This is a genomic window from Pseudomonas pseudonitroreducens (assembly GCF_021603645.1).
GTDB classification, from domain to species: domain Bacteria; phylum Pseudomonadota; class Gammaproteobacteria; order Pseudomonadales; family Pseudomonadaceae; genus Pseudomonas; species Pseudomonas pseudonitroreducens.
The window spans coordinates 831,478-851,629 of sequence record NZ_BQHJ01000001.1 but is presented as its reverse complement, the minus strand read 5'-3'; the positions used below and the strand labels follow the sequence as shown (position 1 = coordinate 851,629).

Sequence of the window (20,152 nt, the reverse complement as noted above, 5' to 3'; positions counted from 1 at the left end):
CGCCATGTCCATCGAAATCAGACCAGCACGCGCCGAGGACGCCCCGGCAATCCTGGCCATCTACGCGCCGATCGTGACCACTACGGCAATCTCCTTCGAGGAAGTGCCGCCGACCATCGAGGAGATGCGCCAGCGGATCGTCACCACCCTGCAGGCTTATCCCTACCTGGTCGCGCTGCGCGACGGGCGCCTGGCCGGCTACGCCTACGCAAGCCAGCATCGGGCGCGCGCCGCCTATCGATGGGCGGTGGATGTCACGCTCTACGTTGCCCAGGGTGAACGCCGCACCGGCATTGGCCGCCGCCTTTACGCCGAGCTGCTGGCCCTGCTCGCACGGCAGGGATTCAACGCCGCCTATGCCGGTATCGCCCTGCCCAATGCGGCCAGCGTCGGCCTGCATGAACAAATGGGCTTCAGGCACATAGGCACCTTCCCGCAAGTCAGCTTCAAGCTCGGCCAGTGGCACGATGTGGGTTACTGGCGCCTGGCGCTCGGCGTGCAGAGCAACTCGCCTGACGAACCCCGTCGATACCCGGAGATCGCCGGCTGAGCCCTCGCCCGGCAACGGCAGGTGGATGCACTGCCGCAAAGACCGGTACCCGACCTGCAACAGTGGCCTGTTCAGGCTGCCGCTGCTCTTCAGGCAGCGCTGAGAAAGAGGAAGGCGTATTCCGACGCCGCCGCAGGCCTGGCGCTGGACCTGCTGGCTGCCTGCGCCACCGGGGCAATGCGTGCGGTGATGGAAGGCCACGGTGCACCGGCATGGCGCTGGAGACCATGGCGGTAAATCGCCTCGGCGCAGACCGGCGGAATGATGGGGTGGTGCACGTCAATGCGGCCTTGTTGGATGCTCATTGTTGTTATGCGTCTCCTGCGGCTGGCCATGACCTGGAGATGAAATATTGAACATCAGTGTTCAAATTCTTTAAGCCAATGCTCACCGCCGACAAGAATTGAAAATTCTTTACTTCCAACAAAAACGTTAAAAGACAACAATATATAGAAGTAAACGGTGAATCTCTTGGCCGCTTGTGGAAATTTGATCATTGACGGAAATTGAACACGAGTGTTCAATCATTTCCAGTTCGATTCTGGAACCCAGGCCAATGGAAGATCTCAACCCCGTGCAACGCCGCATCCACCAGGCAGCCCTGCGCCTGTTCACCGAAAAGGGCATCAGCCAGGTCAATATCAGTGACCTGGCCCAGGAAGCCGGCGTGGCGCGCGGCACCGTCTACAACAACGTGGAGAACATCGAGCAGTTGTTCCGCCAGGTTGCCAGCCAGTTGAGCAAGGAGATGCACCAGCGCGTGAGCAGGAGCTTCGCCGAGCTGCAGGACCCGGCCGAGCGCCTGGCCAACGGCATTCGCTTCTTCATTCGGCGCACTCACGAGGAACCGCAGTGGGGCGCCTTCCTCAATCGCTTCGCGATGAGTGATAGCGCGTTGCGGGAAATGTTCTACAGCCAGGCCACCACCGACCTGCTCAGCGGCCTGCAGGGCGGCCGTTACCGCTTCCGCCAGGAGCAGTTGGTGACAGTGATCTCGCTACTGGCCAGCGCCACCCTTGGCGCCATGTTCCTGGTCATCGAGGGCCTGAAGACCTGGCGTGACGCTGGCACCGATACCGCTGAACTGGTGCTGCGCGCACTGGGTGTGGAAGAAGCCGAAGCACGACGCCTGGCGACACTCGACCTGCCGCCGCTGGCCGCGCGCGACTGACCACGACGGACTGATTTCCGCCAACCGACAACACCTCCGCTCGCCGGAGGTGCGGGCCCGGCCTTGCCCGCGAAAAGGCTACGGAGAACAACAGGAATGACTCGAGCCACCGACCTCCCCGCGCTGGCAACGCCCCAGCCGGCACGGCATCCGCAGCCGACAGTGAAGGCCCGTGAGCTGGCCTGGCTGATCTTCGAACGCCCGGACCTGGAGCTGGCCGAGCGCTTCCTCGGCGACTTCGGCCTGCTCCTGGCGCGTCGCGATCGCGACTGCCTGTACTTTCGCGGCACCGGCACCGCGCCCTGCTGCTACCGGGTACAACGGGGCGACACCGCGCGCTTTGTCGGTTTCGGCCTGGCGCTGGGCAGCCGCGAGGACCTGCAGCGCGTCGCACGACTTCCCGGTGCCTCGGCCATCGAGAACCACGACGCCCCCGGGGGCGGCCAGCGTGTGCGCCTGCATGATCCTTCCGGCTTCCTCGTCGAAGCGATCCACGGCCAGCAGCCGGCAGCGGCGCTGCCCCACCGCCCGGCACTGCCACTCAACCAGGTCGATGCGGCGCCGCGCATCAACGCCACCCAGCGTCCCCCCATCGCGCCGCCGGAGATCATCAAGCTCGGCCACGTGGTGCTGGAAGTCGCCGACTACCAGGCCACCTGCGCCTGGTACACCGAACACTTCGGCTTCATTCCCAGCGACGTGCAGGTGCTGCCCGACGGCTCGCCGGCGGTGACCTTCCTGCGCCTGGACCTGGGCGATACGCCCGCCGACCACCATACCCTGGCGCTCGCCCAGGGCTTCATGCCCGCCTACAGCCACAGCGCCTATGAAGTGATCGACGCCGACGCCGTCGGCATCGGCCAGCGCGTGCTGCTCGAACGTGGCTGGAAACATGCCTGGGGCATCGGCCGGCACATCCTCGGCAGCCAGATCTTCGATTACTGGCAGGACCCCTGGGGCCACAAGCACGAACACTACTGCGACGGCGACCTGTTCACCGCCGAACGCCCCACCGGGCTGCACGCGGTCAGCCCCGAAGCCATGTCGCAGTGGGGCCAGCGCATGCCGCGCAGTTTCACCAAGCCGGTGATGAATATCGCCGCCCTGCGCGCCCTGCTGCACAACCTGCGGCACAGCCCGGACCTGACGCTGCGCAAGCTGCTGACGCTGGCGCGGATGTTCGGCTGAGTTCCCGACCACAACAAGACCAACGCCGCCCCGAGGCGGCCCACCGCAGTACCAGGAGTCGTTGCCATGCCCGTGCACCTCGTCCGCTACCAACACCAGAACACCGTCCGCTGGGGCGTGCTCCGCCAGGGGCGCATCACGCCGATTGCGGGCGAATACGCAACCACTGGCGAGCTGATCCAGCACACCAGTGCCGGGGAACTGGAGGCGCTGCAAGGTGACGAGATGGCGCTGGAGGCGGTAACGCTGCTCAGCCCGGTGACGCGCAACCAGCAGTTCGTCTGCCAGGGCGCGAACTACCGGCAGCACATGCTCGAGTCCGGCATGGACCCGGACGCCAAGCACTTCAACATGATCTTCACCAAGGCGCAGAGCTGCATCGTCGCCGCCGACAGTGACCTGATCAAACCGCGCCAGGTGCGCTTTCTCGACTACGAGATCGAACTGGGCCTGGTGCTGCGCCGCGAAATCACCGGCAAGGTCGCGGTGAACGAAGCCAACCTGCACGAGTTCATCGCCGGCGTGGTGATCGTCAACGATTACTCCGCGCGGGATATCCAGATTCCGCAGATGCAGTTCTACAAGGGCAAGAGCTTCCGCACCTTCGGCCCGGTCGGCCCGTACCTGTGCCTGTTGCGCCGCGAGGACATGCACTACCTCGGGCAGTTGCAGCTGCGCCTGACGGTCAACGGCGAGGTGCGCCAGAGCGACAGCACCGCCAACCTGGTGCACGGCCCGGCGGCAACCCTCAGCGAACTCTCCGGCGTGCAGGATTTCGCCGCCGGCGACCTGATCGCCACCGGCACGCCCGCTGGCTGCGCGCTGTCGATCCCGTCGCCGGCCAAGCAGCGCATCGCCGCGCTGCTGCCCGAGCAGATCAAGTGGAAGGCCTTCCTCAAGGCTCAGGCGGCCCGCCGCCAATACCTCAAGGCTGGCGACGTGGTCGAGGCGAGCATCCGCAGCGCCGATGGCGCCATCGACCTCGGCACGCAGCGCAACCGCGTCGTGGAGCAAGCCTGATGGGCGTGCGCAGCCTCGCCGACATTCATGCCCTGGAAGCCACGCCACTGGCCGCACGCAACCTGCCCGAGAACACCTACGAGGCACTGCGCCGCGGTGCCGCGCAGCACCGCGACGCCACGGCGCTGAGCTTCTTCCTCGATGCCGGCGACTTCACCCGCACCCATGACTGGAGCTATCGCGAGCTGTTCGCCGACATCACCCGGGCGGCGAACGCTTTCCAGCAACTGGGCGTCGGGCCGCAGGAAGTTGTCGGCTTCGTCTTGCCGAACCTGCCGGAGACCCATTTCACCATCTGGGGTGGCGAGGCCGCCGGGATCGTCATGGCGATCAACCCGCTGCTGGACGCCGCGCAGATGGCCGAGTTGCTGCGGGCTGCGAAAGTGAAGGTGCTGGTGACCCTGGCGCCGACCCCGGGCAGCGACCTGTGGCCCAGGCTCGCCACACAGCTGCACGCGCTGCCCGACCTGCGGCAGATCGTCTGGGTCAGCATGGCGCCCTATGTCAGCCTGCCCAAAGCGCTGCTGTTGCGCTGGCTGGCGCGGCGCGAGAAGGCCCGCCACCCGAATCTGCCGATCCACGATCTGCGTACGCTGATGAAGCGCCAGAACGCCGAGCGCCTGGACAGTGGCCGCTGTATCCAGGCCGGCGAGCGCTCCTCGTACTTCTGCACCGGCGGCACCACCGGCCTGCCGAAGATCGCCGCGCGCACCCACGGCTCGGAGGTATTCAACGCCTGGGCCATGGCCGCCAACATGCAACCGCGCGATGCCGGCCAGACCATCTTCTGCGGCCTGCCGCTGTTCCACGTCAACGGCCAGCTGGTGACCGGGCTGATGCCCTGGACCCACGGCGACCGGGTCATCCTCGGCACACCCCAGGGCTATCGCGGCGACGGCGTGGTGGCGAAGTTCTGGGCGCTGGTCGAGCACTTCGGCATCAACTTCTTTTCCGGCGTGCCGACCGTTTACGCCGCCCTGCTCCGCCAGCACCCCGAACGCCACGACCTGTCGAGCCTGAAGTACGCCCTGTGCGGCGCAGCACCGCTGCCCCAGGAGCTGTTCCGCGACTTCGAACGGCAGACCGGCGTGCGCCTGCTCGAAGGCTATGGCCTGACCGAAGCGGCCTGCGTGTCATCCAGCAACCCGCCCGAAGGCGAAAGGCGCATCGGCTCGATTGGCCTGCGCCTGGCCTACCAGGCCATGCGCGCGGTGATCCTCGACGCCGAGGGCCGCTACGAGCGCGACGCCGGCACCGACGAGGTCGGCGTCATCGCAGTGCACGGCCCCAATCTGTTCGACGGCTACCTGGAGCCGCAGCACAACCAGGGCATCTGGCTGCAGATCGACGGCAAACGCTGGCTCAACACCGGCGACCTGGGGCGCCAGGATGGCGACGGCTACTTCTGGCTCACCGGGCGCAAGAAGGAACTGATCATCCGCGGCGGCCACAACATCGACCCGAAGATCATCGAGGAGGCGCTCCAGGCACACCCGGCGATTGCCCTGGTGGCGGCGGTCGGCAGCCCCGACGCGCACGCCGGCGAACTGCCGGTGGCCTACGTGCAACTGCATCCCGGCCAGGCCTGCGACGCCACTGCGCTGCTGAGCTTCGCCCACCAGCACATCAGCGAGCGCGCCGCCGTGCCCAAGCGTATCGAAGTCCTCGACGCCCTGCCGCTGACGGCAGTGGGCAAGATCTTCAAACCGGCCCTGCAGCAGCGTGAGATCGCCCGTGTGATCCGCGAGGAAGCCCTGGCCCTGGGCCTGCCGGAGCCGGCCGTGGAAGTCGTCCAGGACGCCCGCCGCGGCCTGGTCGCGCGGATCGCCGGCAGCGCGGATCGCTCACCATTGGCCCGCGCCCTTGGCCGCTACAGCTTCCAGACCGACTGGTCGGGCTGAGTGACCCACCCCCTCCCCGCCTTGCGCGCACGTTGCCCATAACAGGAGCGGCTGAGCGTGCTCGCCCTCGCCATCGCTGCGACCAAAGCCCAGCAGCCACCTGGCAGCGCAACGACAACTGGAGCCTGACCAGCAACACCACCCTGCCGCTGTGCACCAACTGCTCCCCGCAGAACGCCGGCAAGGGCCACTGACCACGGCCGACGCCAACAGCATCGGCAATTCCGGCCACGGCGACGGCCTCGGTGCCGAGGAAAATCAGGGACGCACTACAACGCATCGCGCAGACGCACTATTACCCGCCATCGGTCCACGGCGAATGATCGTTCCTGAAGCAGAACTCCAGGAGATTCGCCATGAACCACAGTCCGCTGCACGCCAGCGCGCACTCGCCCCTTCGCCTCAAACGCCTCGCCATTGCCGTGGCGCTGGCGTCCCTCGGGGCCTGCTTTCCCCTCGCCGGCATCGCTGACAACCTGCCCCAGGGCGGTACGGTCATCGGTGGCCAGGCCACCATCTCCAGCCAGGGCAAGGGCATGGACGTCAACACGTCCAGCCCTCGCACCGCCATCGACTGGAAGAGCTTCAACGTCGGCCCGGATCACCGCATCACCTTCAACCAGCCGGATGGAAAATCGGTGACGCTGAACCGGGTGACCGGCACCGATCCGTCGAAGATCTACGGGGCAGTCACCTCCAATGGCCAACTGATCCTGGTCAACCCCAATGGCCTGATGATCGGACCCAATGCGCACCTTTCCTCCAGCGCCCTGGTGGCCAGCGCCGGCTTCCTCACCGACGAGCAGGCCAGACTGTTCGCCCAGACCGGCAAGCTGGATGTCCAGCTGACCGGCAACGTCACCCACCAGGGCCGGATCACCGTCCACGACAACGGCATGGTCGCCCTGCTCGGTGCCCAGGTGAACAACGCCGGTGTCATCCAGGCGAAGAAGGGTTTCGTGCAGTTGGCCACCGGGCCCAGGGCCACGCTGGACTTCCACGGTGACGGCCTGCTGAGCATTGGCATCAATGGCGAGCCCGGCGAGGCTTCCAGCGTCAACGGCGACGTCAGTGGTGGCGTCACTCACAGCGGCGAGATCGACGTCGGCAACGGCGTCGTCGCCATGAGCGCCGCCCGCGCCGCAAAGCACCTCGACTCGGTGATCAACGTCTCGGGCAGCGTCGCCGCCAATTCGGTCAGCAGTGACGGCGGCACCATCGTCCTCGGCAATGCGGCGCGAACCCAGGTCAGCGGCTCACTCAGTGCCAAGGGCGCCAGCGGCGGCACAGTGAAAGTGCTGGGTGATGAAGTGAATGTCGCCGGCACGGCGCGGATCGACGCCTCGGGCACCCGCGGTGCCGGCGGCAAGGTGCTGGTCGGCGGCAGCTTCCAGGGCAAGGGCAGCGAACAGCGCGCCCGCAGCACCAGCGTTGCCAAGGGCGCCGAGCTGCGTGCCGATGGCCAGACCCAGGGCGGGCAGGTAGTGGTCTGGAGCGATGGCCAGACCCACTTCGCCGGCCATGCCAGCGCCAGGGGCCAGCAGCAGGGCGGCGTGGTGGAAACCTCCGGCAGGCAGCTGCGGGTCACCAGCGACGCCACTGTCGATACTCGCGGCGCCGTCAAAGGCACCTGGCTGCTCGATCCGGAGACGGTCAATATCGTCAGCGACGCCCAGGCCGATTCCGCAACCGGCGTGAGCAGCGGCTCCGCCACCGGGCCGAGCACCGCCGACCTGTGGAACGTCGCCGCCAGCGCCATCGTCAACGGCCTCGCCAACGGCAATGTCGAGGTCTCGGCCAGCCAGCGTATCAACGTCAACAGCGCCATCGTGGCCACCAACATCGGTCAGGATGGCAACGGCCAGCCGGCTACCCTGGCGCTGATCGCTACCGGCAATCCGGTGCAGGGCAGATCCTACGAAGGCGCTGACCTGAGCAGCGACAGCGGCTCGGTGCATATCAACGCGCCGATCCTGCTCAAGGACGGCAACCTGTTCATCGCCGCCACCGGCGACATCCGCCTGAACAATGCCGGCGCGGATTACGGCCAGCGGGCAATCATCGATGTCGGCAACGGCATCGCCTGGCTGCGCACCTCCAACGTCGCCTCGATCATCCAGCAGGACGGCACCGCACTGATGGGCGGCCAGGTCGCCCTCGAGGGCGCCAGCGTGCGCATGGACAGCGACCTCAACTACGCCGGCAGGTTGGCCGGCAAGGCCAGCAATGGCGTGTTCCGCTTCAACCAGACCAATGCCAGCGGCACCACCACCACCGGCACCGTCACCGCGCCCTACTCCGGCGAAACCCTGACCGGCGTAACCGCCCAGCAACTGGTCTATCGCGGTTATCAGGACGTCGTGGCAGACCCATCCCAGACCTGGGGCGCGAATACCCGCCAGGTCACACTGCAAACCCAGGACGGCTCGTCGTTCGACTACCTGGTGTTCGAAGCCACCGGCTACGTCACACCCGACGGCAAGGGCGGCTACCGGGAAATCGACCCGGCCGTGCTGCTGAACTACCTCGACAGCTCCGACTACCTGGTCAGCGGCCTGACCTTCAAGGACTCGGCGGGTATCACCTGGCGGATCACCCCGGACGCCAACCAGCCCACCCTCTCCAGCGTCATTCGTATCGATACCGATGGAAACCGCAGCAGCGCGTCACTGCCCGTGGGGTTCTCGTTCAGCGCCAACGGAGGCCTGCAGGTGGTGTCCACACTGCACGAGCATGGCTGGGGCGTGGAGTCGTATTCGGCGATCCAGGGCGCGAGCGACCAGAAGGAAATCCAGCACAACGCCCAGGATGGCAGGAGCCAGCAGCTCATCGTCGATCTCGGCACCAAGGTCGACTCCCTCGATGCGCTGATCTCGAACCTGATCAACGACACGCCCTGGCTGCAGAAAGCCGACACCAGCGGCCCCTCGCTCGCTCCCGGCGAACAGGCCCTGGAGCGCGGGCGGGTGCACTTCTACGAGACCGTCGACAAGACCGCCGAGCCGGGCGTGATCCTCAACCACGCCGCCCAGGCCACGGTCAGCGTCACCGCCGATGACCAATCCCGCGAGTATGGCGAGGCCAATCCGACGCTTACCCAGACCACTGCCCGTGACAGCAGCGCCCAGGCCGTCAAGAGTGTCGACGACTACGTGAACCAGCAACTGGGGCGCAGCGGCATCCAGGCCGGCGCACCGAGCACCACCGCCACGGCAACCAGCGATGTGAAACCTGGCGGTTACGAGATCACCAACCAGATCAGCGCGGATGAGCGCTCCCAGGGGCGCTATCGCATCGAGGACAACCAGGGCACGCTGACAGTCCGGCAGGCGGAACTGAAGGTCAAGGCCGACGAGCACTCGAAGGTCTATGGCGACCAGGACCCGGCCCTGACCTACCAGGTCAGCGGCCAGAAGCTCGGCGAAGACGCCGCCAACCTGGTCGCCGGCAACCTCGCCCGCAGCGCCGGCGAAAATGTCGGCGACTACGGCATCCACCAGGGCGCAGTCGCCAGCCTTTCGGGGAACTACCGCCTCAGCTACGAAGGCAATCTGCTGCACATCACTCCGGCCCAGCTGGAGGTCACTGCCCAGGACCAGACCAAGGTTTACGGCGACCGTGATCCCGCGCTCGCGTACTCAGTCAGCGGGCTGAAGAACGGCGACAAGGCAGACGCTGTACTCAACGGCGGCGACCTGCAACGGGAGTCCGGGGAGAACGTCCGCCCGCAGGGTTACGCCATCGGCCAGGGCAGTCTGGCGCTGTCCAGCGCGAACTACACGCTGCTGTTCAAGGACGGCACCCTGCAGATCACTCCGGCCCGGCTGGTGGTGAGTGCGGACGACAAGTCGAAGGTACAGGGGCAGGCCGACCCGCAACTGACCCATCAGGTCAGCGGCCTGAAAAATGGCGACAGTGCCGATATCGCCCGGGGCAGTTTGAGCCGAGCCCCCGGCGAGGAAACCGGCAGCTATGCCATCGGCCAGGGCACGCCATTCAACGCAGGCAGCAACTACACCGTGGTGTTCCGCGACGGCACGCTGACCATCAGCGGCCCGCTGGCTCCACTGGAGCCGGTGAACCCGGTGGTGCCGGGCAGCGCACCGACTGCCCTGCCGGTTACCGCGCAGTCGCCCGGCAACACCCGCTGCGACGCGCTGGAATCGCCCAGCGCCGTCTCCGCCAACTACACCGTCTCGCCCGCGGTCGCACGCACCTATTCCGTCCAGCTGATCTGCAAGCCGCGCTCCTACGGCAACCAGCAGAGCACCACGGCGGACCTGCGCGACGTCCTCACCTACGCCAACAGCCTGTTCAAGGACGGCAAGCTGATCGTTCCCGACTGGAACCGCAGCGTGATCCCGCATGACCTGCCGGCCCCCGGCAAGGGAGGTAAATGATCATGAAATCGCATCCCTCTTCTCTCAGCCATCTGGCCGTAGCGGTGGTCTCGGCCTTCCTGCTGGCCGCTCAGGTGCAAGCTGCACCCCTGGGGCAACTCAACCCCGGCCGGGTGGAAATGCCGGACAAGGCGGGGGCCCGCACCTTGCCCACCGAGATGCCCGGCACCCTCGAATTGCCTGATAGCGTGGTCACGCCCGAACCCACACCACCGGAGCTGGAAGCCTTGCCCAGTACGCGCTTCCCGGTGGGCAGAGTGACCCTGGTCGGTGCCAGCAGTTACCCACCCGGCACCTTCGACGCAGTGCTCAAACACCTGGAAGGCCACACGGTCAACCTGGCCGAAGTGCATGCCGTTGCCGACACCATCACCGCTCGCTATCGCCAGGCCGGCTTCCTGCTGGCCAGGACCATTGTGCCGGCGCAACGGCTGGAGGGAGGCAACCTGGTGCTCCAGGTCTTCGAAGGCAAGGTCAATAAGGTCAGCTTCACCGGTCCCAGCAACAAGGCACTGGAACGCTACGCGGACAACATCCGCCAGGAAACCCCGCCGACCAGCGAGACCATCGAACGCAACCTGCTGTTGATGAACGACGTATCCGGCAACGACAGCCGCGGCACCCTGCAGGCATCGCCAGTGGAAAGCGGTACTGATCTGCTGGTCGAGAACGCCTTGCGCAAGTACGAAGGTTTCTTTGGCTTCGACAACCGCGACAGCCGCTACTTCGGCCCCTGGCAGGTGTACGGCGGCGTCGGCGTGAACGACCTCAGCGGCCATGGAGACCACCTTGGCATCCGCGCCGGCAAGTCCGTCGAAGGCAACAAGATGACCTTCTTCGAAGGGCAGTACGAAGTGCCAGTCGGCAGCCAAGGGGACGTCGTCAGCTTCCTCGCCCAGCACAACGACGGCCACGCCGACACCTACTCCTTCCTCAACGCCAACAGCTCGGGGGACACCTTCGCCGTACGCATCACCCGTCCCTGGATTCGCCAGCGCGACGAGACACTCAAGACCTCCGCCGCCTTCACCTACTACAACGGTACCTCCGAGTACCTGGACGACAAGAAGTTGCCGCCCTCGAGCGAGGACCGAATCCGCGCTGTTCGCCTGGGCGCCAGCTACGACTGGTTCGACGCCTACGGCGGCAAGAACCTGGTAAAAGCCGAGATCAGCAAAGGCCTGGCCATCATGGGAGCGAGCAACGAGAGTCGCCCCAACCCCTCTCGCGCAGGTGGCCAGACCGACTTCAGCAAGCTGCAGATGGACGCACAGCGCCTGCAGGACCTGTCGAAGCTGATGGATGGGCTCAACCTGTACCTCGCCGCCACGGCACAGACATCGTTCGGCCAGGCACTGCTCAGCCCCGAGCAGTTCGGCGTGGGCGGCAGCGAGTTCGGCCGCGGCTACGACCCGTCGGAGATTACCGGCGATAGCGGCTTCGCACTGAAGACCGAGCTGCAGTACAACCGCATCCATACCTTCAAGAGCTATGCCGTGCCGACGCAGTACTACGCGTTCTGGGATTTCGGCAAGGTCTGGAGCGAAGACCCCAGCTGGGTGAGCAGGGAAAGCCTCTCCTCCACCGGCATTGGCGCGCACCTGAACATCCTCAAGGACACCTATGTTTCGCCGGAAGTCGCCTTCCCGCTCACCCGCTCCGTTTCGGCGAAAGAGTTCGATGACGACAACGGGAAAGCGCCAAGGCTCTACATCAACTTCCTCAAACTGTTCTGACCCCGCAGCTGGGGCCTCGCGGCCCCAGCATCGCCTGTTCTTCGAGCGATTCCGGCTTGTGCTGAGCAGGCTGCTTCCGGGTTCGCCTTATGCTGACTCCAGGCTGTCGCCGGGCCGGTGCCGCCCAGGCAACTGAAATCGGTCAGCCTGAGTTGGCAGTAATCCGCCAGAAGCGGCTGCAAAGGCTCGACCTTGCAGGCTGGAGGCGTCCATGAACGCGAGGCCGTGCAGGATAGTGGCTACCCTGCGCTGATCGATTCAACTCGATTACGCCCACCTTTTTTGGCCTGATACAGACACTGATCTGCCCGCTTGAGTGTTGCCTCTGCCGACTCGCCTGCACTGCCGCAACTCGCCACACCAATGGACACGGTGACGTGACCGATCGGTGGAATCTCACGAGCAGCGATTGTTTCGCGAATGCGCTCGGCAATCGCTTGCGCCGTCGTCAACGACGCGTCCGGCAAGATCAGGGTGAACTCCTCCCCACCAGCCCGGCACGCCAGGTCACCAGCGCGGGTGTATTCCTGGAGCACTACCGCTACCTGTTGCAGCGCTACGTCTCCCGCATCATGGCCATAGGTGTCGTTGACACGCTTGAAGTAGTCGATATCCAGCGCCAGCACCGAGAATTCCTGGCCTGTTTGCTCCAGCAACTGAAGGAGCTCGCCCATGGCACGGCGATTGGCAAGACCGGTCAGGCAGTCACTTTGCGCCTCATGGCTCAGCCGTCCCAGTTTCTGCTGCAGCAACTGCACGCCAGCCAGCATGGCCTGGCGAATCGCCGAAGCATCGGGGTACCAGGCATTCACCGCCTTTAACCGCTCCGCTGTCTGCGACGCCGACAATTGCTCGGCGATCGACGCGAGCTCATGCAGCGGACGGGCAATCAGCGCAGTGCCGTACCAGACCAGGATCAGCCCGACGAGTCCAGCCGGAACCATCTCCAGGATCATGTCGCGCATCAGCCGCCCGAGCGGTGCCAGCGCTATCTCACGCGGTTGCTGAGCGACTACCGCCCAGTTGGCGCTTTCCACGTAGGCGTACCCGGCAAGCATCGGGATCCCCAGGTAGTTCGGTACCTCCATCGACCCGCTCGCACCTCGCAACGCAGCATCGACGGTCTTGCTCCAGTCGAGCTTTTCGCCGATGCGATTCTGCTCCGGGTGGAATAGCAGACGACGGTTTCCGTCGGCAACGAAAGCAAAAGTCCCTTCATGGTGGAAATGGCTGCTGATCACGGTATGCAGCGCACTCTGCTTGCGCAGATAGACAGACCCGCCAACGGTTCCGAGGAAGTTTCCGGAGGAATCGAAGATCGGCTGCGAGATGAACACCACCAGGTTGCCGGCCACGGAAACATAGGCTGGGCTGATTTGCGGGCGACGAGTCTGCAGCGCTTGCTGGATACTTTCCGAGCGCAGCGTGGTGCCAATGATCTGCAATGCATCCGGATAGGCCTGCAAGACCTTGCCGTCAGCATCGACAATGGCGATGGAGTTGAAGTCGATGTCCTGCGTCTGCAAACGCACCGCTTCGTCTCGCAGGCGTGAAGCATCGCCCCAATGCTTGCTCAGCTCGCCAGCGCTGAAGCGCAGGTGGCTTTGAGTCGAACGCAGGAACTCACTGATGCTCGAAGCGACCTTTGATGCATAGGCGCTGTTGGCCGCCAGTGCATGCTCGATCAGCGCATCACGCTGGACTCTGTATGCCATCGTCAGACTATTGGCCAGCGTGGCCAGAACTGACAGCAGGACCAGCCCGAGAATCAGCCAACGCAGATCCAGTGGCCAGGCAGTTTGCTGCTTCATGCGAATCACCTTGCTCCAACGCATCGACAAGCGCCCCGACGTCGCCACGAGCCTCGTGCTTACCGGGCCGGAGCGCCCCGGAACCAGGAGGACACGAGTTCAGTGAATCAGCCTCCGCCGCACGACAAAAAGCTACCGATAAAGGCATTCTCTTCGTATGTCGTGAAGCAAGAGATATGAAAAGCAGTCGAACTTTGTAGGAAAGTGATTACACGAAGATCAGCATGGCTGACTCTGCCACGCCCCGCAGCTTGGCCCGCGACAAGCGTTGGCAAGCTCGCCATGGCTCGGTAGTTGCCTCGCAGGAACGGCAGCAAGCGGCCATTAACGGACACTCGCAGACGCTGACTCGCCTCTGAGTGCCATCCATGAAAGTGCAGCCACCCAGACAACTGAAACTGCGTAATTGAGTCGCTGATACAAGCCAAACCCATGTCCGTCGCCGAATGCCTTGGCCATCATTGCGACTGTGACGATGGCAAGGATCACGCAGAACAACGAGAACCACCCGAACCATGGTGATGACAGTAGTTTCTCGCCAAGAAAGATCCACAACGCGCCGGCCAGCGTCAGCGAGAGGAACATCACCAATCCTGCCAGATTGTGCACCTGCTGCGAGACCGACGGCTGTGCCGGCGCACATCCCTGGTCGCAAGAGAACAGGCCGGTCGTGAAGCTCGCGAGACCGTGAAGCAGGATCAAGGCCGCGCTTAGCAGCGCCAGACGCGACCTTGCGAACCGCCGTGCCACACCTACCGCGAACAGCACAAAGAGCACCCCCAGGGGGAAGTTATTAACCCATGCTGAATAGTATTGCGTGGGCGCTCCCACCGCTCCCAACTGGCTCATCGCCTGGTCAACATGGCTATAACCCGGATATCCCAGCGAGGTCAGCGCCACGCCAGCGAGCAGCCAGAGAGGAATCAACAGCCCCAGCCCCAGAAACGTACGGTCAATGGTCTTCACGGTACGGCACTCCCTTGTCATGCGATGAAGAACTCCATCTTTTAGTCGCTGCATGCTAAGGAGGGGATTCGTCTTCGCGTTACCAATTTTTTTGCAAGCCAGCTTGCGCATGCGTCATCCTGTCGCCCCTCGAACCATGGAGGGCTCCAATGAGCAGACGTCTGCCGAGCATTGCCGCACTGCTTGCGCTGGAAGCAGCCGCCCGTCACCAAAGCTTCGCCAAGGCGGCACAGGAGCTGTCCCTCAGCGAAGCCGCCATCAGCCGACAGATCGCCAAGCTGGAAGAATTTCTTGGAATGCGGCTATTCCATCGTGTCGGCAATCGAGTCGAACTATCAACCCATGGTGCAGGCTACGCGTCTCAGATTCGCGCTTCACTGGCCGATATCGAGCGGCACACCCTTCAGCTAATTGCAGGCTCACGAGGCATTACCTCGCTGGAGATCGGAGTCATCCCGACGCTCGCCAGCCGTTGGCTGATTCCCAGGCTCACGCGCTTTCAAGAAAAACATCCAGAGATCGAGATCAACCTCCGCGAACGAACTCACCCATTTTCACTGGAGGAAAGTGGCCTGCACGCCGCGATCAACTTTGACTACCCCATATGGCACACCCTGAAAGTACAGCCACTGTTCGCAGAGCCGATGGTCGCTGTCTGTCATCCCCGCCTGGCAAGCCAATCCCCACAAAGCATGCCGCTGCTACACAAGCTGGCAAGCCCCTACACTTGGCCGCGCTATGCTGTGCTCGCCGGCTTGCCCCTTAGTGGTGACCCCACTGGCCCCACCTATGATCGCTACGCTCTACTGATCGAAGCGGCAAAAGCAGGAATCGGCATGGCGCTGGTACCTGGCCGCTACGTTGAGGAGGAGTTGCGGGGAGGCAAGCTCGTCGCGCCGTGGCCAGCCATCGCGGAATTGTGCGAACACTACGTCTTGGTGACACGCCCAGATATGGAGACCTCTTCAGCTCTGGAGAAATTCGAGCGCTGGCTGCTGGAAGAAGCTAAGGCGGAATAGACGAACCGCCTCCGCCCAGGAGCGTCCGCTATGGGTCGGTAGCTGCCTCTCACCAGCGGCGAAATCGGCCAGGAGCGGACGCTCGCCAGCCTGCAGTTTTCAAGCATTGCAACATCCCGTATATTTGATAACGATTGTCGTTTGCAAATTGTTCTTAGGGGATTGCAATGCAGGGAGATTCGTCGCTGCAGGCGGTAGGGATGCTTTACCGCGACCATCACGGCTGGCTTCGTGGCTGGCTGCGCAAACGCCTCAACGACTCTGCCGATGCGGCCGATCTGGCGCAGGACACCTTCGTGCGCGTCCTCATGGCAAAGAGCGCCGGGAGCATTCGCGAACCCAGGCACTACCTGCAGACCATCGCCCGCGGACTGGTGATCGACCTGTACCGGCGGCGCTCACTGGAGCGCGCCTATCTGGACGCGCTCGCCCTGCTTCCCGAGGCTGTTCAGCCGTCCCTCGAAGAGCAGGCCCTGCTCCTCGAGGCGCTGACAGAGATCGACCGGATGCTGGATGGCCTCGGGCAGAAGACCCGGCAGGCCTTCATCCTGTCCCAGCTCGAAGGACTGACCTACAGCCAGATTGCCGAGCGGCTGGGTATCTCGATCCGCACCGTCAACAAGTACATGGCCAAGGCCATGGAGCACTGCTGCCTGGCCATGGCGGGCATCTCGTGAACGACGCCCTCAAGCCGAGTGAACGCGAGGCCATCAGCGAAGCGGCGCAATGGTATGCGCGGCTCGCCAATGAATCGCCTGCCGCCAGCGACCAGCAGGCCTGGCAGCGCTGGCTGGCGGCCGACCCGATCAATCAGCGCGCCTGGCAACGTATCGAATCGGTGAACCTGCAGATGGCTCGGGTACCGGGTCGGCTGGCTGCGGCAACCCTGGCCTCGGCCGGAGAATCTCGACGCCAGGTACTGCGTAGCGTCGTGGTGCTGGCCTCGCTGGGCGGACTGGCCACCCTGGGTTGGCGCAGCGATGCACGCCAACGCCTCACTGCCGGTTACAGGACTGCCGTGGGCGAGCGCCGTAGCTTCACCCTGGCCGACGGCAGCCAGTTGCTGCTCAACACCGACAGCGCGGTGGATGTGCGTTTCGACGCGAACCAGCGCCTGATCATTCTGCGTGCCGGGGAGGTACTGGTAAGCACCGCCAGCGATGCGCTCGGCAGGCCATTCCGCGTACAGAGCCCCGATGCCAGCGTGCACGCTCTGGGAACTCGCTTCACTGTGCGCAGCTGGGCTGGCGGCACCGAGGTAGCGGTACTGGAGAAAGCCGTCGAAGTGAGCGTGCCGGGCCAGCGCACGGCCCTGCGCCTGGAGGCGGGCCAATACGCCCGCATCGCCTCTGGAATCATCGGCCCCGCGCGAGCCAACGATGCCTCTGTGGGCGCCTGGGAACAGGGCAGCCTGATCGCGATTGACCGCCCACTCGGCGAGTTGCTGGAGGAGCTCGGCCGTTACCGCCATGGCTGGCTGAGGTGCGATCCACGCATCAGCGGCCTGCGCATTTCCGGGGCCTTCCCACTGGATGACACGGACCTTGCGCTGCGAGCCCTGGAGCGCAGCTTCCCGGTCTCGGCGGTGTATCGAACAGGGTATTGGGTGACTGTGATTCCGCGCAGCTGACGCCTTGCGGATGCCGCCGAAAAAAATTCTGACCACCGTGCACTTTCTTCGTCCCTGGTTCGGCTTTCCCGGCATCAGTGACCCACTTGGTCACCATTACCGGGGAGAGACCATGCTGTATCCGTTCGTTCGCCATCGGCTCGCCATCCACGTGCAGGCCGCCCTCTTCAGCGTCGCCGTCGTCGGCGTACCTGCCGTACAGGCCGCAGAGCCGGTACCGTCCGGCGCGGTGCAAAGCATCCGTCAGTACGACATCGCCGCCGGCTCGCTGACCGAAGTGCTCAGCCGCTTTGCCAGCGAGGCAGGGGTTGCGCTCTCGTTCGATGCCAGCAAGACCGCCAACCGGCAGTCGAATGGCCTGCACGGCAGCTATTCGAGGGAGGCCGGCTTCGCCGCCCTGCTCGCCGGCACCGGCCTGCGTGCGATCGACCAGGGTGGCAGCTACGTGCTGGAGGAAATCCCGGCGGCCCTGGAAATGAGCGATACGGTCGTTACCGGCCAGGGGCTGGGGCCTACGACGGAGGGCTCCGGCTCGTACACCTCCAACGAAGCCACCATCGGCAAATCGACCCAGCGCCTGAAGGACATCCCGCAGTCGGTTACCGTCATCACACGCAAGGCGATGGACGACCAGCGTCTCGACACTCTGGACCAGGTGCTGGAGAAGACCACCGGCATCACCACCTACCAGAGCCCATCCGGCGGCAAGTACATCTACTCGCGCGGCTTCGAGGTGGAAACCATCCAGTACGATGGCGTCCCGCTCGACCGCCGCTACTACGCCATCGGCAGCAGCTTCACCTCCGACACGCTGTTGTACGACCGCGTGGAAGTGCTGCGTGGCGCCAACGGCCTGCTGCAGGGCAGCGGCAACCCCGGCGCGGCGATCAACCTCGTGCGCAAGCGCCCGAAGGCCGAGCCCTCGCTCTCGCTCACCGCCAGCGCCGGCTCCTGGGACACCTACCGGCAGACACTCGATGGCAGCGCTCCGCTCACTGCCGACGGCAGGCTGCGCGGGCGCGTGGTCGCCGCCCACGAGGATCGGGATTACTTCTACGACACGGCGGATAGCCGCAAGAACGTGCTCTACGGGATTCTCGAGTACGACCTGACCGACGACACCCGGGTAGCCGCGGGCGCCAGTGTCGAGGACCTGCACTCGACACCGTCCTTCGGCGGCCTGCCGCGCAACAAGGATGGCAGCGCGGTGCAAGCGGGCCGCTCCACCTTCACCGGCGCGGACTGGAACAAGTGGAACAACAAGCAGACCACCTGGTTCGCCGACGTCACCCATGACTTCAACGAAGACTGGCGCCTGAATGCCTCGGGCAGCTACATCCGCGAGACCAACGACATCCTCTACAGCTTCGGCCGCGGTGCGGTCGACCCCGCCACCGGCGACGGCATGCAGTCGCGCGCCTACCTCTACGACTTCGAGAACGTCAACAAGGGCGCCGACATCAACCTCGCCGGCAAGTGGCGCGCCTTCGACCTGGAACACCAGGTAGTGGTCGGCGCCAACGCCAGCGACCTGAAGACCGACGATGTGCAGGGAGGTCTGCTCAACCTCGGGCCGATCAACATCTACGACCCGGTCTCCCCGCGCAAACCGACCGAAGAAGAGATGCTGAGCACGACCTACGCCGGCGCCTCCGAGGGCAGGATCCGCCAGAACGGGCTCTACGGCGTCGTGCGCTACAAGCTGGCCGAGCCGCTGACCCTGGTCGTCGGCGGGCGAACCAGCAACTACCAGTACGACTATGAGCTGCGCCGCTTCACTACCTCGTCGCCCGCCCCCGCCCATTCGCGGGAGACCGGTGAGTTCACCCCCTATGGCGGCCTCATCTACGAGCTGAACAACCAGTGGTCGGTCTATGCCAGCTACACCGACATCTTCAAGCCGCAGACCGAGCTGACCCAGGACAGCGCCCCGCTCAAGCCCATCGAAGGCTCGAACTACGAGATCGGCCTGAAGGGCGAACTGATGGATGGCCGCGTGAACACCAGCTTCGCGATCTTCCGCGTGGACCAGGAGAACCGAGCGCAGTATGACTACGCCTCGGAGTGCGGGCAGAACGGCGAAGACAACTGCTACGTGGATGGCGGCAAGGTTCGCGCCGAAGGTTTCGATGCGGAGATCAGCGGCGAAGTACTCAGGGGCCTGCAACTGTTCGCCGGCTATACCTACACCTCGACCAAGTTCCTCAACGATCCGGGCGACGGCACCTCATCATCCGGCTCCACCTTCAACAGCTACACGCCGCGCCACCTGCTGCGATTCTGGGGTGACTACAACCTGCCCGGTGAACTGAGCCAGTGGACCGCCGGCGCGGGCGCCAGCATCCAGAGCGAAAACTACAACAGCAACTTCGGAGGGACCGGCGGCGTCGGCGATATCAAGCAGTCCGGCTATGCCATCTGGAACGCCCGCCTGGCCTACCAGATCAACAAGAACTTCAGCGTCGCACTGAACGGCAACAACCTGTTCGACAAGAAGTACTACTCCTCCATCGGCTGGTTGAACGCGAGCAACCAGTATGGCGACCCACGCAACTACACCGTCACCCTGAAGGCCGACTTCTGAGGTAAGTGGGTGGCGGCAGTCCCTCCTGACGATTCTGCTCAAGAGGATTGCCGCCCACCTGACGCCCGGCACGGTCAGATCGAACAACGCCGTATCCAGCGCGAATATCCACCCGACCCAGGCGACCGTAACCACAGTCTGCGAAGGGTCGGCAGCTAACCTCCAATAGTTTTCAG

General features: G+C 64.5%; 14 protein-coding genes. 11 read left to right on the top strand and 3 right to left on the bottom strand.

Going from position 1 to position 20,152, the window contains the following annotated elements:
* Nucleotides 1-4: 4 nt before the first annotated feature.
* On the top strand, nt 5-550 hold the full coding sequence (locus L6D89_RS03915; protein ID WP_236198809.1) for an arsinothricin resistance N-acetyltransferase ArsN1 family B: 546 nt from the start codon (nt 5-7) through the stop codon (nt 548-550).
* Nucleotides 551-639: 89 nt separating this feature from the next.
* Here the strand turns inward: L6D89_RS03915 and L6D89_RS03910 are convergent, their stop codons facing one another.
* Nucleotides 640-855: a hypothetical protein gene (locus L6D89_RS03910; protein WP_236198808.1), complete on the bottom strand. Its 216-nt coding sequence runs from the start codon at nt 853-855 to the stop codon at nt 640-642.
* A gap of 251 nt (nt 856-1,106) precedes the next feature.
* Here L6D89_RS03910 and L6D89_RS03905 point away from each other — a divergent pair, with 251 nt between their 5' ends.
* The 6 genes from L6D89_RS03905 to L6D89_RS03880 all read left to right on the top strand — a co-directional run bounded on the left by L6D89_RS03905 (nt 1,107) and on the right by L6D89_RS03880 (nt 11,966).
* Nucleotides 1,107-1,721 (top strand): TetR/AcrR family transcriptional regulator, encoded by a 615-nt coding sequence (locus L6D89_RS03905; protein ID WP_236198807.1) that lies wholly within the window; start codon nt 1,107-1,109, stop codon nt 1,719-1,721.
* Between the two features lie 96 nt (nt 1,722-1,817).
* On the top strand, nt 1,818-2,909 hold the full coding sequence (locus L6D89_RS03900) for a VOC family protein (RefSeq protein ID WP_236198806.1): 1,092 nt from the start codon (nt 1,818-1,820) through the stop codon (nt 2,907-2,909).
* A gap of 66 nt (nt 2,910-2,975) precedes the next feature.
* Nucleotides 2,976-3,929, top strand: coding sequence for a fumarylacetoacetate hydrolase family protein (locus L6D89_RS03895; protein ID WP_236198805.1), 954 nt, complete (start codon nt 2,976-2,978; stop codon nt 3,927-3,929).
* Complete coding sequence (locus L6D89_RS03890; RefSeq protein ID WP_236198804.1) at nt 3,929-5,830, top strand: acyl-CoA synthetase; 1,902 nt, start codon at nt 3,929-3,931, stop codon at nt 5,828-5,830. Before L6D89_RS03895 ends, L6D89_RS03890 begins: the two co-directional genes overlap by 1 nt.
* 356 nt (nt 5,831-6,186) lie before the next feature.
* Nucleotides 6,187-10,230, top strand: coding sequence for an MBG domain-containing protein (locus L6D89_RS03885; protein ID WP_236198803.1), 4,044 nt, complete (start codon nt 6,187-6,189; stop codon nt 10,228-10,230).
* A 2-nt stretch (nt 10,231-10,232) separates the two neighbouring features.
* On the top strand, nt 10,233-11,966 hold the full coding sequence (locus L6D89_RS03880) for a ShlB/FhaC/HecB family hemolysin secretion/activation protein (RefSeq protein ID WP_236198802.1): 1,734 nt from the start codon (nt 10,233-10,235) through the stop codon (nt 11,964-11,966).
* Nucleotides 11,967-12,205: 239 nt separating this feature from the next.
* On the opposite strand, the gene L6D89_RS03875 is transcribed toward L6D89_RS03880, so the two are convergent.
* The gene (locus L6D89_RS03875; protein ID WP_236198801.1) at nt 12,206-13,777 is read right to left on the bottom strand and encodes a sensor domain-containing diguanylate cyclase; all 1,572 of its coding nucleotides are present in this window, start codon (nt 13,775-13,777) and stop codon (nt 12,206-12,208) included.
* A 324-nt stretch (nt 13,778-14,101) separates the two neighbouring features.
* Nucleotides 14,102-14,743, bottom strand: coding sequence for a DUF998 domain-containing protein (locus L6D89_RS03870; RefSeq protein WP_236198868.1), 642 nt, complete (start codon nt 14,741-14,743; stop codon nt 14,102-14,104).
* Nucleotides 14,744-14,892: 149 nt separating this feature from the next.
* On the opposite strand from L6D89_RS03870, the gene L6D89_RS03865 reads away from it, so the two are divergent.
* From L6D89_RS03865 to L6D89_RS03850, 4 genes are all read left to right on the top strand, one after another.
* A complete protein-coding gene (locus L6D89_RS03865) occupies nt 14,893-15,762 on the top strand; it encodes a LysR substrate-binding domain-containing protein (protein WP_236198800.1) in 870 nt (289 codons plus the stop codon).
* A 167-nt stretch (nt 15,763-15,929) separates the two neighbouring features.
* A complete protein-coding gene (locus L6D89_RS03860; protein WP_236170638.1) occupies nt 15,930-16,439 on the top strand; it encodes a sigma-70 family RNA polymerase sigma factor in 510 nt (169 codons plus the stop codon).
* On the top strand, nt 16,436-17,392 hold the full coding sequence (locus L6D89_RS03855; RefSeq protein WP_236198799.1) for a FecR domain-containing protein: 957 nt from the start codon (nt 16,436-16,438) through the stop codon (nt 17,390-17,392). Before L6D89_RS03860 ends, L6D89_RS03855 begins: the two co-directional genes overlap by 4 nt.
* Before the next feature lie 112 nt (nt 17,393-17,504).
* Nucleotides 17,505-19,976, top strand: coding sequence for a TonB-dependent siderophore receptor (locus L6D89_RS03850; protein ID WP_236198798.1), 2,472 nt, complete (start codon nt 17,505-17,507; stop codon nt 19,974-19,976).
* The last annotated feature ends 176 nt before the right edge of the window (nt 19,977-20,152 follow it).